General features: G+C 65.0%; 15 protein-coding genes and 1 pseudogene. 4 read left to right on the top strand and 12 right to left on the bottom strand.

The features are described from left to right. Nucleotides 1-30: 30 nt before the first annotated feature. Nucleotides 31-1,161 (top strand): HNH endonuclease, encoded by a 1,131-nt coding sequence (locus MUU77_RS17360; protein WP_245089574.1) that lies wholly within the window; start codon nucleotides 31-33, stop codon nucleotides 1,159-1,161. Between the two features lie 209 nt (nucleotides 1,162-1,370). Here the strand turns inward: MUU77_RS17360 and MUU77_RS17355 are convergent, their stop codons facing one another. The 7 genes and pseudogenes from MUU77_RS17355 to MUU77_RS17325 form a co-directional block, all read right to left on the bottom strand. After that, nucleotides 1,371-2,399 (bottom strand): hypothetical protein, encoded by a 1,029-nt coding sequence (locus tag MUU77_RS17355; RefSeq protein ID WP_245089571.1) that lies wholly within the window; start codon nucleotides 2,397-2,399, stop codon nucleotides 1,371-1,373. Beyond that, nucleotides 2,396-2,989 carry a hypothetical protein gene (locus tag MUU77_RS17350; RefSeq protein ID WP_245089568.1) on the bottom strand — a complete coding sequence of 198 codons (594 nt, stop codon included), beginning with the start codon at nucleotides 2,987-2,989 and terminating at the stop codon, nucleotides 2,396-2,398. The genes MUU77_RS17355 and MUU77_RS17350 overlap by 4 nt, the downstream gene beginning before the upstream one ends. A gap of 37 nt (nucleotides 2,990-3,026) precedes the next feature. Beyond that, nucleotides 3,027-3,389, bottom strand: a complete 363-nt coding sequence (locus MUU77_RS17345; protein WP_245089565.1) for a hypothetical protein — start codon at nucleotides 3,387-3,389, stop codon at nucleotides 3,027-3,029. A 27-nt stretch (nucleotides 3,390-3,416) separates the two neighbouring features. Further along, complete coding sequence (locus MUU77_RS17340; protein WP_245089562.1) at nucleotides 3,417-4,190, bottom strand: hypothetical protein; 774 nt, start codon at nucleotides 4,188-4,190, stop codon at nucleotides 3,417-3,419. A gap of 872 nt (nucleotides 4,191-5,062) precedes the next feature. After that, nucleotides 5,063-5,473 (bottom strand): hypothetical protein, encoded by a 411-nt coding sequence (locus tag MUU77_RS17335; RefSeq protein WP_245089553.1) that lies wholly within the window; start codon nucleotides 5,471-5,473, stop codon nucleotides 5,063-5,065. A 179-nt stretch (nucleotides 5,474-5,652) separates the two neighbouring features. Further along, a pseudogene (locus tag MUU77_RS17330) lies at nucleotides 5,653-6,696 on the bottom strand (YifB family Mg chelatase-like AAA ATPase); the annotation flags it as partial. Nucleotides 6,697-6,706: 10 nt separating this feature from the next. After that, a complete protein-coding gene (locus MUU77_RS17325) occupies nucleotides 6,707-6,970 on the bottom strand; it encodes an accessory factor UbiK family protein (protein WP_245089551.1) in 264 nt (87 codons plus the stop codon). A 189-nt stretch (nucleotides 6,971-7,159) separates the two neighbouring features. On the opposite strand from MUU77_RS17325, the gene MUU77_RS17320 reads away from it, so the two are divergent. Both MUU77_RS17320 and MUU77_RS17315 read left to right on the top strand, forming a co-directional pair. Continuing rightward, a complete protein-coding gene (locus tag MUU77_RS17320) occupies nucleotides 7,160-7,498 on the top strand; it encodes a P-II family nitrogen regulator (RefSeq protein WP_162110819.1) in 339 nt (112 codons plus the stop codon). 15 nt (nucleotides 7,499-7,513) lie between these two features. Then, nucleotides 7,514-7,882: a DUF6404 family protein gene (locus MUU77_RS17315; RefSeq protein WP_245089549.1), complete on the top strand. Its 369-nt coding sequence runs from the start codon at nucleotides 7,514-7,516 to the stop codon at nucleotides 7,880-7,882. 61 nt (nucleotides 7,883-7,943) lie between these two features. Here MUU77_RS17315 and speE read toward each other — a convergent pair whose 3' ends face one another. Next, nucleotides 7,944-8,801 (bottom strand): polyamine aminopropyltransferase, encoded by an 858-nt coding sequence (gene speE, locus MUU77_RS17310; RefSeq protein WP_245089547.1) that lies wholly within the window; start codon nucleotides 8,799-8,801, stop codon nucleotides 7,944-7,946. 229 nt (nucleotides 8,802-9,030) lie between these two features. Between speE and speA the strand changes: the two genes are divergently transcribed. Continuing rightward, complete coding sequence (gene speA, locus MUU77_RS17305; protein ID WP_245089545.1) at nucleotides 9,031-10,920, top strand: arginine decarboxylase; 1,890 nt, start codon at nucleotides 9,031-9,033, stop codon at nucleotides 10,918-10,920. A 97-nt stretch (nucleotides 10,921-11,017) separates the two neighbouring features. Here the strand turns inward: speA and MUU77_RS17300 are convergent, their stop codons facing one another. The 4 genes from MUU77_RS17300 to argS are packed head-to-tail and all read right to left on the bottom strand — an operon-like array spanning nucleotide 11,018 to nucleotide 14,713. After that, nucleotides 11,018-11,770, bottom strand: coding sequence for an SDR family NAD(P)-dependent oxidoreductase (locus tag MUU77_RS17300; RefSeq protein ID WP_245089543.1), 753 nt, complete (start codon nucleotides 11,768-11,770; stop codon nucleotides 11,018-11,020). Nucleotides 11,771-11,804: 34 nt separating this feature from the next. Continuing rightward, nucleotides 11,805-12,221, bottom strand: a complete 417-nt coding sequence (locus tag MUU77_RS17295; protein WP_245089541.1) for a hypothetical protein — start codon at nucleotides 12,219-12,221, stop codon at nucleotides 11,805-11,807. Then, a complete protein-coding gene (locus tag MUU77_RS17290) occupies nucleotides 12,218-13,009 on the bottom strand; it encodes an SPOR domain-containing protein (protein ID WP_245089539.1) in 792 nt (263 codons plus the stop codon). The genes MUU77_RS17295 and MUU77_RS17290 overlap by 4 nt, the downstream gene beginning before the upstream one ends. Nucleotides 13,010-13,024: 15 nt before the next feature. Further along, entirely contained in the window at nucleotides 13,025-14,713 is a 1,689-nt protein-coding gene (gene argS / locus MUU77_RS17285; RefSeq protein WP_245089536.1) for an arginine--tRNA ligase, read from the bottom strand. Between the last annotated feature and the right edge of the window lie 34 nt (nucleotides 14,714-14,747).

Genomic DNA, 14,747 nt, shown 5'->3' with positions numbered 1-14,747 from the left:
ACTATGTATGACTGACCAAGCCCCGCAATGATGATTACCTGCATCTACTGCCCGCCAGAGGCGCCAGCGCGCTTTCCAATTGGCAAAGGTTCACTCGAACACGTCATTCTGGCAGCCTTGGGCGGGCGAAAGGGAACCCGCAATCTATGCTGCAGCGACTGCAATGCGCGGCTGGGCAGTGAGATCGATGACGTCCTAGCAAACACCCTTGCCCCGTTAGGCAATCTTTTCGACATCAAGCGTGACCGGAAGGGCACAGCACCTACACTCACCACGGACCAGAGACTGGACGGGGCGGCATTGGAAGTGGCGCCGGGCGGAAAGTTCCAGCTCAGGAAGGCGACCATCGAGGAAAGCGCCACCGAAGATGGCCGCATCATCCTTCGGGGTCGCGCCAATTCCATGGAGCAGGCTGATCGCTTGCGGGCCAACTATTCTCAAAAGTTCGACGGACCCATAGAAGCGGAAACCGAGTACGAGCTCATCTCCACACCCGCACCGGAGTTGAACTTCCACTTGTCGTTCGAGAGTCCGGCCAAGCGCTGTGCTACAAAGATGTTGTTGAGCCAGCTTGCGACTTGCGTCAATCCCGAACGGATCCGCTCAGGCGCCTTTCATGAGGCGATCGGCTACATCGTGGGACGGCACGAGCTCGGCTACCGCGTCGAGCCATGGCTGAATATGCAGGTGCCCGAGGTCCCGTCCGAATTCCGCTTTGGCCATATCGCCCTGGTGGCGGCCAGTGCAGAAACCAAGAAAGTTGTCGGTGTGTTGACCCTGTATGGAACCTTCCAAGTGACTGCGGTTTTATCCGACGCTTGGTCAGGACCCTCGGTCGGAAGTAGATACTGCATCGATCCGTGCACGGGCAAAAATCGGACCGAGAAGTTTGATCCGGAACCTTACGTGCAAACACATCCGCTGAGTGGAAGACCTGATGATGCGGTATTCAAAGCGGCAATGGATGAGATGTTAGAAGAAGTGCTGCGCCGACAACACACAGCGCGGTTTCTCGAGGCGATCCGACAGGTTCGTGAGAGCCTCCCGTCCGATGCCACGGCGGAACAAATAAATCAGGCTCTGGCCATAGCTAGTCAACGCCTTACCTTCGAGATACTGCGCCTACCGTTCCGCGAGACCCTTTCAAAGACCTCCCCATAGCCAGCTTGAGGCGGATCGCGGCCTTACAGCTGGGATTGTTACTTGCGCTTGACGATGGGCTTGATCAATCAACGCGTCAGCATGAGCCTCGCGCGGCCCTAGCTCCTGGTGCTCGGCTCCTTGGTCGATCCGATACATGGGTCAGGGACGCGCGCGTCATGTCCCCTAGCTGACTTGGGCAACTTGCCCGAAGAGGTGATGCTGCAACGCTAGGGAGCACCCGTTACACCCCGTCGTGATGCACGGCGTCGATCTGCGGAGGCTGCCACCTTCTCCATGTGATCCCCAAAGCCACGGATCGTGTCCCGGTAGACGTCAACGACCGGACCGGACTGGCCATCCAGATATTGAAGTGCCTGGCTCTGCGCCATGTCTAAGCGGGTCCGTGCAGAAGGATGACTGGTGGTCTCGGCGGAAGCTGCGAACGCCGAGACAATCACCTGAGTTGTCACGATCATCGCCAGACCAAAATAGGCGATGGGCGAGTAAGTGAACTGCGACTCGTCTGCGTTGATGATGGCCTGGGCACATCGATCGGCGTCAAGTTCCAGCTGGTGACGAAGCGATGGGCGTCTGTCTGCACTCTGATTACGTATGGCCGCAACTTTAGGACCGTGGTCCAAGCCGAAGTGACAACGTTCGTGAAGGCTCAGGAAATTGAGCGAAGCAAGGAACAGGACCGACACGCGCTCGGAAGTTGCCGGGTCATTCAGGAGATCGGAGTACTGGGATTCGGTCACACCTGCGACGATCATGTCATCCTTTACCTGCCGAAGCGGGTTGATGCTTCGATCATTCCCGCTGTCGATGAAAGCGCTCATCAAACTGTCGTGAAGCGCCAGTGGGTCGCTCGGTGAAACCGATGCCCCGAAAATGAGGGCGCGCGCCTGCGCCATGAGAAGGGCCATCAATTTGAGGTCAAAGACTACCCCTGTTCCATACACGGACGTGGAGTCGAAGCTTCCCTCATTGTCGCAAATGGCAAATGCGAGGCCTCTATTCTTTTCGACGAACGCTTCCGTCAATGGGGGGCTGTGGCTGCTCGCCTTACGATAAGAATCCACAAGCTCGGTGAACTTGTCATTGAAGACGGCCTGCATAATGGCTGTCGCGTCGCTATCTGAAACCCTCTGCGCGCATACGGTAGGGCTAAAGATCTCTGCGGCCTTTGCTTGGGAAACCGTGCCCATGCAAAGCACCAAGCACTCCATGAACAGGCTCGCCGCATAGCATTTCATTCCGTGAGCTGTAGCTCCGCCAGCTCGGCAGCAATCTGCTCAACCTTAGCCATCATATCGGCTTCCAGGGTCTCCTGTTTCATCTGAGCCTGTGCCAGGCGCGTTCCGGTAGCGCCCGAGGTCAGTTCCAGCTCACGGACCTCGGCCGCCGCCTGCGCGATGGCTGGCGCTTGCTGTGCCGCGGCGTCAATTTTGCCTTTGACATTAGAGAGGCGTTCAAGCATCTGCTCGGCACGCTTCTGTGTCTCCTGCAGATCGCTGTACTCTTTTGGACACGCTGCAGAGGGGGCTTTGAATACGACGAATCGTAGGCAACGCGTCAGGAGCTGACACTGGACGTCGCAGGCTCGCAAGGCGGAGAACTTCGCCGCGTCCAGATCGCGGATTGGCGGGACTTCAATGCTCGCCTCACGCTTGAGCTTGGCGCTAAGGCTATCGTAGCCGGAGCGTATCGCGCTCAACGATGCGTCCGCGCTTTCTTTGTAGCCACGAACGGTGTCCGCGCACATGTCCTTCTTGGGCAAAAGTAGCCACAGCACCGCCACAACCACGCCTAGAGCTATCGCTGAGTAGAGGTGCTTCTTCTTCATGGTCGCCCTTCCCGGATTCGAGGTGGCTGATCTGACCCTAAACGTCGGCGGTTGATGGCAGAAGCAGACGAAGGATCTCATCTGCCCACCCAAGCACTTTCTTGGTGCGGTCTATGACGGTCTTTGCCGCGAGCATCTCACGTTTGGCTACTGCAAGACGCTGGTTCAGGACCAGGAGTCTGGTAATGACTTGCTGGACTTGCGGGTCTTGGTCGATGGCCTTGAGATCCTGATGAACCAACTCCTGCAGTCGGGTCAGCAGATCGTCGTAGGCGCCAAAGAGCTTCTCGCGGTCCGAACCCTCTGCGTTGATAGCCTTAGAGCGTACAACCGCCATGCAGTTGCCGATCTCGTCGGCCGCGCTCCTCACGACATCCGATGGCCTGATTCCTGTACTCATGGCGCCTCCCTGGTGGGGTCGTTCTGACTATTTGTCTGCTTCTGCAGCCTCTTGTGAGGCGTCAATGGCATCTTTTACCGCCTCTGCTTTGGCCGCGAAGTCGGCTATGGCTATCTTGACCGCCTCGTACTGTCGCTTTGGATCGGCCAGGGCTTCCTTCAACTTGGTATGGGCATCGGCCATGGCTTGAAAGGCGGAAATCGGCGAGTCCTGGTAGGTGGCCAAGTACTTGGACCTTGCCTCAATGGACGCTGCATATCGGGTTTTCCACTCCTCTTCCCCGCTAACCGCTCGTGATCCAGGAATGGTGGCCACGAACGTTTTCTTTGCCTGGCCGATTTCAATATGTGTCATCGGCACAGATGCATTTGAAAGCAGCCATGCTGCTGTTCTAACCAGCTCGTCAGCCTCGGCAGTAGTTGACTGCAAGGCCTTGAGTCGCCGCCGCTCGAGCGCGACAACAAGCAACGTGCCAACGAGTTCGCTGATCGGTCCGATTGTGGCTGAGCTGTTGCCGTTCTTCTTGTTCACTACTTCGGCAAGGCTCGTCATCTGGACCTTGGCTGATGCAATGGAGCTATTCAGCGCTTCCTTGTCGGCTGCATCAGCGATGTCAGCCAGCGCACCGGCGTATCCGCGCAAGGAACGGGACAGCTTGGGCGTTTCCTCGACTAAAGATGTCAGCGGCGCCTCCACAGCCACCGGCGCTCCATCCTTGCCTTCAAGCTGAAATGAGCATGCCTTGGCCTCCCTCTCTTTCAGGGGACCAAAGTCGTAATACAGCGGCTTGCCTTGCTTCACCGCGTCGCTGGCGCCATCACAGGTAGGGGGCTTGCCTCGGGTCGTCCAGCAGCCCGGTGTTCTGCCCATCGAGCAAGGCAATTTATATCTGCCTGGATCTGCTGGTCGACACCGCCGACCCAAGCTTTGCACTCAGAACCGACATCCACGTTTGGCTGTTGCCGGGCAAGCTTCCGCACCCGTGCAGCTTCCAGACTTGCGGACGCACGCTTGTCGAGCGACTCAAATGCGGTCGTGGCCGCGTCCACACTGGTCTTGAACGTCGCGATGTCTTCCTTGTACGGCGTCGTGGAGCATCCCGTTCCAATGGTGGCTGCCAACAGGATTGGAACCGTTGCGACTAGAGATGGGGCCCAGCGATTGTTCCAGCGCACTCGCATGTCGGTATTCCTTTACGCGGCTCGAACCTTCCAACGGACGTGTCTTCATGGTCCGGACACGGTCCGGCGACCGTTCGTCAGGAAGTTCTCAGCATGGCAAGGGGGCGATCGTCTTGCAGGCAGAAGCAGCGTGGCGCACTAGCAAAAGGCCCGTGACAGTGAGAAATGGGCATTACGCCGCGGCCTGCCAGGTAGCGGCCGACGGATACCTGCGGGGACAATGGCGCGGTCCGTACTGGCAATGCGCTCATCCAGCCGGGTAGGGCAAGGCAAGGATGAGTTGCGACTCGCTGCACCGCCCATTGGCGTGGGCTGAGCTCAGTGCCCGTAGGGGCTATCCCCTTAGGTAGGGCTTGATCTTAGGGCTGCCGGATCAGGCAAACAATCCGGCCTGACTGGGTCCCGCAGCGTACAGAGTGGTATCGACAAACTGTTGCGTCTATCGGTTGAATCCAAGGGCAGAAGAGGAGCCACCGGCGCAATGACGGTGGCCTACGGGAAGCTGGGCGATTGGTTCCGCCGCTCAATCTCTGCCTGCTTAGCCTCAAGAGTTGGCACGAACGCCTTCATACTGGACATCAGATCGATCGCGCCATCCGGATCAGGAGGAAGGTCGGCAGCTCGGCGTAGGTCGCGAGCGATGTCCAAGGCCTTCAATGCTAGTTTTCCGTATTCGATCTGGCGAGAGAGAACTGGATATTCGAAATCGTTCTCGGCTTCCCAGCCGAGACGTTCGTTGACTATTCGTTGAGCCGATGGGATAGCAAAAATGCGATCTAGCAGTTTGACGGAAATTGTCCGCCAGTTTACATCCAGCGATAGGGGATTGAAGGTCGGCGCAGATGCTACGCAGCACAGTCGCCCCTCCTCGTCGGGCTCTCCGGAGTCGTACGCGACACTCACGCAGCCACTGGCATAGGTGTACAGCGCAGACGAGACCTGAACGGCTAAGAGGCCGCGCTCGTCGTCACGGGGGTTGCCACTCGCCTTCTCCCAGTAGTGTCAGAGGATGCTGAACCGCAAAGCCCGATGTCCATATAGCACATGTTAGGCGTATCAGGTTACCTCTCCATGTTATGTGTACACGGGCACGGATTCATGGCGGCCACCAGCTGGAAGCGGGCGGGGAATTCCGCAGTCCGCGCGGCGCGCGAGACGGTGACGGTGCCCGATTCCAGCGGCTCGCGCAGTACTTCCAGCGCGGCGCGCGACCATTCCGGCAGCTCGTCCATGAACAGCACGCCATTGTGCGCGAGGGAAATCTCGCCGGGCCGCGGCTGCGCGCCCCCGCCCACCAGGGCCACCGCGCTGGCGGTGTGATGCGGCGCGCGATACGGGCGCTGGCGCCAGCGGGCCGGGTCCAGCCCACGTCCGCTGACCGAGGCGATGGCGGCGCTCTCCATGGCCTCGGCGTCGCTGGCCTCGGGCAGCAGGCCGGGCAGGCGCGAGGCCAGCAGCGTTTTCCCACAGCCAGGGGACCCGATCAGCAGCAGGTGGTGCCCGCCTGCGGCCGCGACTTCCAGCGCTCGCCGCGCATGCACCTGGCCGCGCACGTCGGCCATGTCGGGGACGGTGGAGGGCAGCGGCGGCGGGGCGACGGCCGCGGGCAGCGCCTTGCGCCCTTCCAGCAGCGCGCAGACTTCCAGCAGGGTCCGGCCGGTGAACGCATGCCCCTGGCGCGCCAGGGCGGCCTCGGCGCCGCTGGGCTCGGGGACCACCAGCGTGCGCCCGCTGGCCGCCACCGCCAGCGCGGCCGGCAGCACACCGTCCACCGCGCGCAGCTCGCCGGTCAGGCTGAGCTCGCCCAGGAACTCGTAGTCCGCCAGCGCCTCCCGCCGGATCTGCCCGCTGGCCGCCAGGATGCCCAGCGCGATGGGCAGGTCGAAGCGCCCGCCATCCTTCGGCAGGTCGGCCGGCGCCAGGTTGACGGTGATGCGGCGCGTGGGAAATTCGAACTGCGCGCACAGGATGGCGGCGCGAACGCGGTCGCGGGACTCCCGCACGGCGGCTTCCGGCAGGCCGACGATCTGCGTGGATGGCAATCCGCCGGACAGGTGGACTTCGACACGCACCGGTGGCGCGGACACGCCCGCCCGTGCCCGGCTGTTCACCAGGGCCAGACTCATGGCGGCGGGATCAGGACTGCGCGGGCTTGTCGGCCAACTGGGCTTCCAGCGTGGCGACGGTGCGTTCCAGTGCTTCCAGCTTCTCGCGCGTGCGCAGCAGCACGGCCTGCTGCACGTCGAATTCCTCCCGCGTCACCAGGTCCAGCTTCGCCAGGCCGGCCTGCAGCGCGGACTTGAAGGTCTGCTGCAGTTCTTCCTGCGAGTCGCGCAGGCCGGGCGGCACCAGCTGGCTGAGGCGGCGGGCGAGGTCGTCGATGTGGTTGAGGTCGATCATGTCTGGTCTCCGGCAGTGCATCGAGCTTGCGAGGCGTGCGGGGAGGCGCGCCATCGGGGATCGCTGCGCAGCACTGTCGGAAAAATCCGGGCGGCGAGGCGGCCATTGAACCGCGACAGGCCCCATGGCCGCAACCGCGGTCCGTCGCGGCGCGTTATCCTGCACCCAGCATTCACGGGAGGATCCTGCATGAAAATGGTCATGGCCATCATCAAGCCGTTCAAGCTGGACGACGTGCGCGAAGCGCTGGCCGAAGCCGGGATCGCCGGCATCACCGTCACCGAGGTGAAGGGCTTCGGCCGGCAGAAGGGCCACACCGAGCTCTACCGCGGCGCCGAGTACGTGGTCGATTTCCTGCCCAAGGTGAAGCTGGAAGTGGCGGTGACCGAGGAACAGGCCGAGCAGGTGGTCGAAGCCATCGTGAAGGCCGCCGGCACCGGCAAGATCGGCGACGGCAAGGTGTTCGTCTACGACCTGGAGCGGGTGGTGCGCATCCGGACCGGCGAACTGGATGCGGATGCGCTCTGAAAACGGAGTCCCGGCATGACGCAGCCCAGCCAGTTCGACGGCCGCCTGGTGAAAGCGCTTGCCTGGCTGGAGAGGTCCGGCATCCGACGCAGCACGTATGCGCCGCCGATGTTCCGGTTGTTGTGGAAAGCGGGCGTCCGGGTCCCGCCACCCCACATGAATGGCTTCGCCGTGAATGCCTTCGTGATGGGTGGGTTCTTTGCCGTTTTCTGGGGCCTGACCATGTGGCTGGCGCTCTGGTCGTGGCAGGGCAAGCCTTTCGTCGCGGTGCTTGCCACATCGCTGAGCGCAGGAGCGCTGTTCGGTCTGATCATGGCGGCCTGCCTGCTCGCGCAGGCGCGCCACTACCAAGTGCCTCGCTGGCTGACGTTCACCGCGGACTGAAGCCGTAGAGGTCAAAGAAAAGCCCCGCATCGCGGGGCTTTTTTCTCGGGCGGCAGGTCGCTTACTCCCCCAGCGCCTTCGCCACGAACGGCGGCGCCACCAGCACGCCCGTGTGCAGGTGCGCGGTGTAGTACAGCGTGTCGAACGGCTTGGCCGCCGCATCCGCCTGGCGGAAGGCGAAATCGAAGCCGGCCTGCTTGCTGGCGAGGGTCACGCTCCACCAGCCGGTCGGGTAGCACGGCTGCGGGAAGGGCAGCGTCTTGAACGACTGGAAGCCGGCCTTGCCCATCTCGGCGCGCATGTCCTTGATCAGGTCCAGCAGCGCCAGCGGCGATTCGGACTGCTGCACCAGCAGGCCGTCGGGCTTGAGCGCGCGGTAGCAGCTCTCGAAGAACGCCTTGTTGAACAGGCCCTCGGCCGGGCCCACCGGATCGGTAGAGTCGACGATGACCACGTCCACGCTGCCCGGCTCGCAGTTGGCCATGTAGGCCACGCCGTCGTCGAACAGCAGCTCGGCGCGCGGATCGCCGTTGGACTCGCACAGCTCGGGGAAGTACTTCTCGGCCATGCGCGTGACCTGTTCGTCGATGTCGCACTGCGTGGCCTTCTCCACGCCCGGATGCTTCAGTACCTCGCGCAGCGTGCCGCAGTCGCCGCCGCCGATGATCACCACGCGCTTCGGCGCCGGATGGGTGAACAGCACCGGATGGCTGATCATCTCGTGGTAGAAGAAGTTGTCGCGCGTGGTCAACATCATCGCGCCGTCGATCACCATCAGCTTGCCCCAGTCGGTGCTGTCGTAGATCTCGATCTTCTGGAACGGCGACTGCACCTCGTCCAGCTTGCCGGTCGTACGGAAGCCGATGGCCGAGCCGGTGTGCGAGAAGTGTTCGATGAACCAGGTGTCGTTGGCGGTCATGGCAAGTCCTTGAGGCGGGTGGTGTTCCTTCTCCCCTGGGAAGAAGGTGGCGCGCAGCGCCGGGTGCGATGTGCGCGGGGGTGTCCGCGCGATGCGGCTTGCGCCGGATCCCCGCCCTCCATTCCCTCTCCGGCGGGCAAGGAGCTTCGGCGCGGGCGCGCATTGTAACGGACCCGTGTGACCGCAGCCTGTAGAATGCGCGTCCGCTCGCCTGCCCTGGAAAACCGCCATGCCCTGGTCCACCGACCACGCCCGCAAGACCTACTCCGTCCCGCACTGGGCAGAAGGGTATTTCGACGTGGACGCTGCCGGCCGCATCGTGGTGTCGCCCAAGGGCGCGCAGGGCCCGGCGATCCCGCTGCCGGAGGTGGTGGACGCGGCCCGCGCGCAGGGCGCCCAGCTGCCGCTGCTGGTGCGCTTCCCGGACATCCTGGGCGATCGCCTGGGCAGGCTGCAGGCCGCGTTCGCGCAGGCGCAGGCCGACTGGGACTACAGGGGCGGTTACACCGCCGTCTACCCGATCAAGGTCAACCAGCACCGCGGCGTCGCCGGCACGCTGGCTGCGCACGCGGGCGAGGGCTTCGGCCTGGAGGCCGGCAGCAAGCCGGAGCTGATGGCCGTGCTGGCGCTGTCGCGCCCGGGCGGGCTGATCGTCTGCAACGGTTACAAGGACCGCGAATACATCCGCCTGGCGCTGATCGGCCGCAAGCTGGGCCTGCAGACCTTCATCGTCATCGAGAAGCCGTCCGAGCTGGCGCTGGTGATCGAGGAGTCGCGCGCGCTGGGCGTGAAGCCCGGTCTTGGCGTGCGCATGCGCCTGGCCACGCTGGGCGCGGGCAAGTGGCAGAACAGCGGGGGCGACAAGGCCAAGTTCGGCCTGTCTCCGCGCCAGGTGCTGGACCTGTGGAAGCAGCTGCGCGAGGTGGGCCTGCAGGACACGCTGAACCTGCTGCATTTCCACATGGGCTCGCAGATCAGCAACGTGCGCGACATCGCCAACGGCATGCGCGAGGCGACGCGCTATTTCATCGAGCTGTCGAAGCTGGGCGCCAGCATCAGCCATGTCGACGTCGGCGGCGGTCTGGGCATCGACTACGAAGGCACGCGTTCGCGCAGTTACTGCTCCATCAACTACGGCATCGGCCAGTACGCCAGCAACATCGTGCAGCCGCTGGCCGAAGCCTGCGAGCAGCACGGCCTGGCACCGCCGCGCATCGTTACCGAATGTGGCCGCGCGATGACCGCCCACCACGCCGTGCTGGTGGTCAACGTGTCCGAAGTCGAGCAGGCGCCGGAAGGCCGCGTGCCGCCGGCGCACGACGACGAACCGGCGGTGATCCGCCACCTGCGCGAGATCCACGGCGAGCTGGATACGCGGCCGGCCGTGGAGCTGTTCCACGAGGCCCAGCACCACCACAGCGAAGGGCTGTCGCTGTATGCGCTGGGCCAGATCGATCTGGTCCACCGTGCGCGCATCGACGACCTGTTCTACGCCATCGCCCATGCCGTGCGCGCGCGCCTGAGCAGCGACGAGCGCAGCCACCGCGACCTGCTGGATGAACTCAACGAGCGCCTGGTCGACAAGTACTTCGTCAACTTCAGCGTGTTCGAGTCGATTCCCGACGTGTGGGCGATCGACCAGGTGTTTCCCATCGTGCCGATCGAGCGCCTGGACGAGGCGCCGGCGCGGCGCGGCATCATCGCGGACATGACCTGCGACTCCGACGGCATGGTGAAGACCTATGTGGAGAACGAGGGCCTGGATTCCTCGCTGCCGCTGCATGCCTTGAAGCCCGGCGAAAGCTATCGCCTGGGCATCTTCCTGGTGGGCGCGTACCAGGAAATCCTCGGCGACATCCACAACCTGTTCGGCGATACCGATGCGGTGGAAGTCAGCGCCGACGCCGGCACCGGCTACCGGATCACCCAGCAGCGCCGCGGCGACACCACCGACGTGATGCTCGACTACGTGGGCTACAGGCTGGACGACCTGCGTGCGGTGTATCGCGCCCGCGTGGAAGAAGCCAAGCTGTCCGCCGAGGAGTCCACGGCGCTGTCCGCGGCACTGGAAGCCGGCCTCACCGGTTACACCTACCTGTCGGACGAACCGCTGGGTTGAGGGTACGTGCCCCGGACCTCGTGGAGTCGAGCCTGCTCGACCCGCGAGGAACCGGCATCACGGGAAGCGTCCGGAGAGCAGCGGAGCAAGCTCCGCTCTACGCATCGCGCGCGACCTGGAAGCCGGCGAAGGATTGCGTCACCGGCATGATTTCCAGCCGGTTGATGTTGAGGTGCGGCGGCAGGGTGGCGACGTAGAAGATCTGTTCGGCGATGTCCTCGGCCGTCATCGGCTGCGCCCCGGCGTACAGCTTGTCCGACGCGGCCTGGTCGCCATGCGTTCGCACCAGGGTGAACTCGGTCTCGGCCATGCCGGGCTCGATGTCGGTCACCCGCACGCCGGTGCCGTGCAGGTCGCTGCGCAGGCCCAGCGAGAACTGGCGGACGAAGGCCTTGGTGCCGCCGTAGGTGTTGCCGCCCGGGTACGGGTAGCTGCCGGCGATCGAACCGATGTTGATGATGGCGCCCTTTCGCTCCACCAGCTGGGGCAGCAGCCGGCGGGTGACCGTGACCAGGGCCAGTACGTTGGTCTGGATCATCGTGCGCCAGTCCTCCAGCGACGCCTGCTGCGCCGGCGCCGTGCCCAGCGCCAGTCCGGCGTTGTTGACCAGCAGGTCGATGTCGCGGAAGGCGATGGGCAACGCAGCGAGCGCGGCGTCCAGGGCCGCTTCGTCGCGGATGTCGAACGCGGCGGCATGCACCGTGTCTGCGCCCAGTTCGTCCACCAGCGCCTGCAGGCGATCGGCGCGGCGTCCGGTGGCGATGACACGCCACCCGGCGGCCACGAAGCGGCGGACGGCAGCGGCACCGAAGCCTGAAGTGGCGCCGGTGATGAGGGCGGTGCGGGTCATGGGCGATCCTGCGGCAGGAGAGAAGAGGGTCGGGTCAGGCGGTCGCGCGCAGCGCCTGCCAGCGGGTACCCAGGTGGGTGCCCAGCGCCGCCGCGGCGAGCGACAGCACGGCGCTGGCGGCATTCATGCGCAAGATGGCCGCCAGCGGGTGGCCGCCATCGGCAGCCGGCAGCGCGATGTTGGCCAACAGCACGAAGGTGGCGATCCACAGGGCGAACGTCAGGCCCAGTGCGACCACCAGGAAACGCCGCCCGGCGATGGCCCCGCCAAGCGCCATGCAGGCGGTGGTGACCAGATAGCTGACCGGGGCGAGGTAGCCCAGTGGTGTGGGCACCATCTGTTGCCAGGCGGGCGGCAGGAACCGCGACGCGGTCCAGGACGCGAGCAGCAGCGCGGCGAGCACCATCACCGTGGCAAGCACCATGCGCTGCCAGGGCCGAAGGCGGCTCACTGCGCCTTCACCGCCATCGCGGGCAGGCCGCCGCTGGCGAGCTTCTGCTTGGCTTCGGCCAGTTCGCTGGCGGTGCCGTAAGGCCCCATGCGGACGCGGTAGACGGTCTTGCCGTTGATCTGCGCCGATTCCACGCGGGCGCTCAGGCCCAGCATGGCGATCTTGGCCTTGGTGGCCTCGGCATCGCCGGATGCGCCGAAGGCGCCGGCCTGCAGGATGTAGCGCGCACCGCTGTCGGTACCGGCCACCGTGGTGGCGGGCTTGGGCGCCGGAGCGGTGTCGGAGGCGCGCGGCGTTTCCGCGGTCGCGCGGGGCGTCGGCGTCTCGTCGATCGGCGCAGGCTGTGCGGCGTCGTTGCCGGCAGGCGTCGGCACGACGGCCGTCGACTGGCCGCTCAGCGCGGCGCGTGCCTTGCGGGCTTCTTCCTCGCGTGCGCTGGCGGCGAGTTCCGCATCGGACATCTGCACTTCCTTGCCGGGCAGCAGGGTGTAGAAGTCGTACTGCGTTTCCTTCGTGCCGGCCTCGTCGGGCGTCGCGGCGGTGGCCGGCGCGTCGCCGGCGGGCGCCTCGGGCACCACCGCTTCCACGTCGGCGCTGTCGATCGGCGCGGGCTGCGCGTCCGGGTTGGGTTGCGGGCGGAAGAAGCTGTCGCCGTCCTTCTTGCCCAGGCCCGGCACGATGAAATACACCGCCAGGCCGATCAACAGGCCCAGCACCAGCCATACCCAGGCGGGGGTGGCGTGGCCGGAATTGCGGGTGGCCTGGTTCTTGCCGCGTCTTGCTGCCATGTACTGCTTCTCCGCTTACATCTTCTCGGGCGCGCTGACGCCCAACAGGTCCAGTCCGTTGGCCAGCGCCTGGCGGACCGCCAGGGCCAGGGCCAGGCGCGCGTCGCGCGCGGCCGCATCGTCGATCAGCACCGGCGTGCCGGCGTACCAGGTGTGGAAAGCATAGGCCAACTCGCGCAGGTATTGCGCCACGAGGTGCGGCTCCAGCGCATCGCCGGCGGCCTCCACCACTTCCGGATAGCGCGACAGCTCCACCATCAGCTGCAGCGAGGTGTCGTCGTCCAGTCGCGCCAGGTTGGCCAGGCCGTTGGCCTGGTCGTAGGCGTACCCCTTCTCGCCGGCCTGCCGCAGCAGGCTGCAGACGCGGGCGTGCGCGTACTGCACGTAGAACACCGGGTTGTCGTTGCTCTGCTGGCGGGCCAGGTCGATGTCGAAGGTCAGTTGCGAATCGGGCTTGCGCGCGATCAGGAACCAGCGCGTGGCGTCGGCGCTGGTTTCTTCGATCAGGTCGCGCAGGGTGAAGTAGCTGCCTGCACGCTTGGACAGCTTCACTTCCTCGCCACCGCGCATCACCGTGACCATCTGGTGCAGCACGTATTCGGGATAGCCCGGCGGGATGCCCTCGCCCAGCGCCTGCAGGCCGGCCTTCACGCGGGCCAGCGAGCCGTGGTGGTCGGCGCCCAGCTCGGTGATGGCGCGCTCGTAGCCGCGCTGCCACTTGGACAGGTGATAGGCCACGTCCGGCACGAAGTAGGTGTAGGTGCCGTCGGACTTGCGCATCACGCGGTCCTTGTCGTCGCCGAAGTCGGTGGACTTCAGCCACAGCGCGCCGCCTTCTTCGTAGGTGTGGCCGGAGGCGACCAGTTTGCGCACGGTTTCCTCGACCTTGTGGTCGGCGTACAGCGAGCTTTCCAGGAAGTAGCGGTCGAACGATACGCCGAACGCCGCCAGGTCCAGGTTCTGCTCCCGGCGCAGGTAGGCCACGGCGAAGCGGCGGATGGCGTCCAGGTCCTGCGGGTCCTTCGCACCGGTGACCACGTGGCCTTCGACCTCGACCGAGTCGCCGGCCAGGTAGGCCTGAGCGACGTCGGCGATGTAGTCGCCGCGGTAACCGTCTTCCGGCCAGCCCTCGCTGTCGGGCGACTTGCCCAGCGCACGCGCCTGGGTGGACTTGGCCAGGTTGTCGATCTGCACGCCGGCATCGTTGTAGTAGAACTCGCGCTGGGCGTTCCAGCCGTTGGCCGCCAGCACGCGCGCGATGCAGTCGCCGATCGCGCCGGCGCGGCCATGGCCCACATGCAGCGGGCCGGTCGGGTTGGCGGAGACGTATTCCACGCCCACCGTGCGGCCCGCGCCGCGCCCGTTGCGGCCATAGGCGCTGCCTTGCGCCAGCGCGGTGGCGACTTCGCGCTGGTAGGCGCCGGGGCTGAGGTGGAAATTGATGAAGCCCGGGCCGGCGATCTCCACCTTGGCCACCTCGTCGCTGGCCGGCAATGCGGCGACCAGCGCGGTGGCGATGGCGCGCGGATTGCTGCGCGCGGCCTTGGCCAGTTGCATGGCGGCATTGGTGGCGAAGTCGCCGTGTTCGCGGGTCTTGGGGCGCTCGACCACGAAATCCGGCGTGGCGGTGTCGGCCGGCAGGGTGCCGGCGGAGCGCAGGGCGTCGATGCCCTGGGCGATCAAGGCGCGGAGGGAAGCTTTCACGGGAGACCGTCGTGTTGCGTGGGAACCGCCTATT

This window comes from Pseudoxanthomonas sp. F37 (genome assembly GCF_022965755.1).
Taxonomy (GTDB): Bacteria; Pseudomonadota; Gammaproteobacteria; order Xanthomonadales; family Xanthomonadaceae; genus Pseudoxanthomonas_A.
Note: the sequence above shows the minus strand (reverse complement) of the source record. Positions and strands in the feature narration are given on the sequence as shown.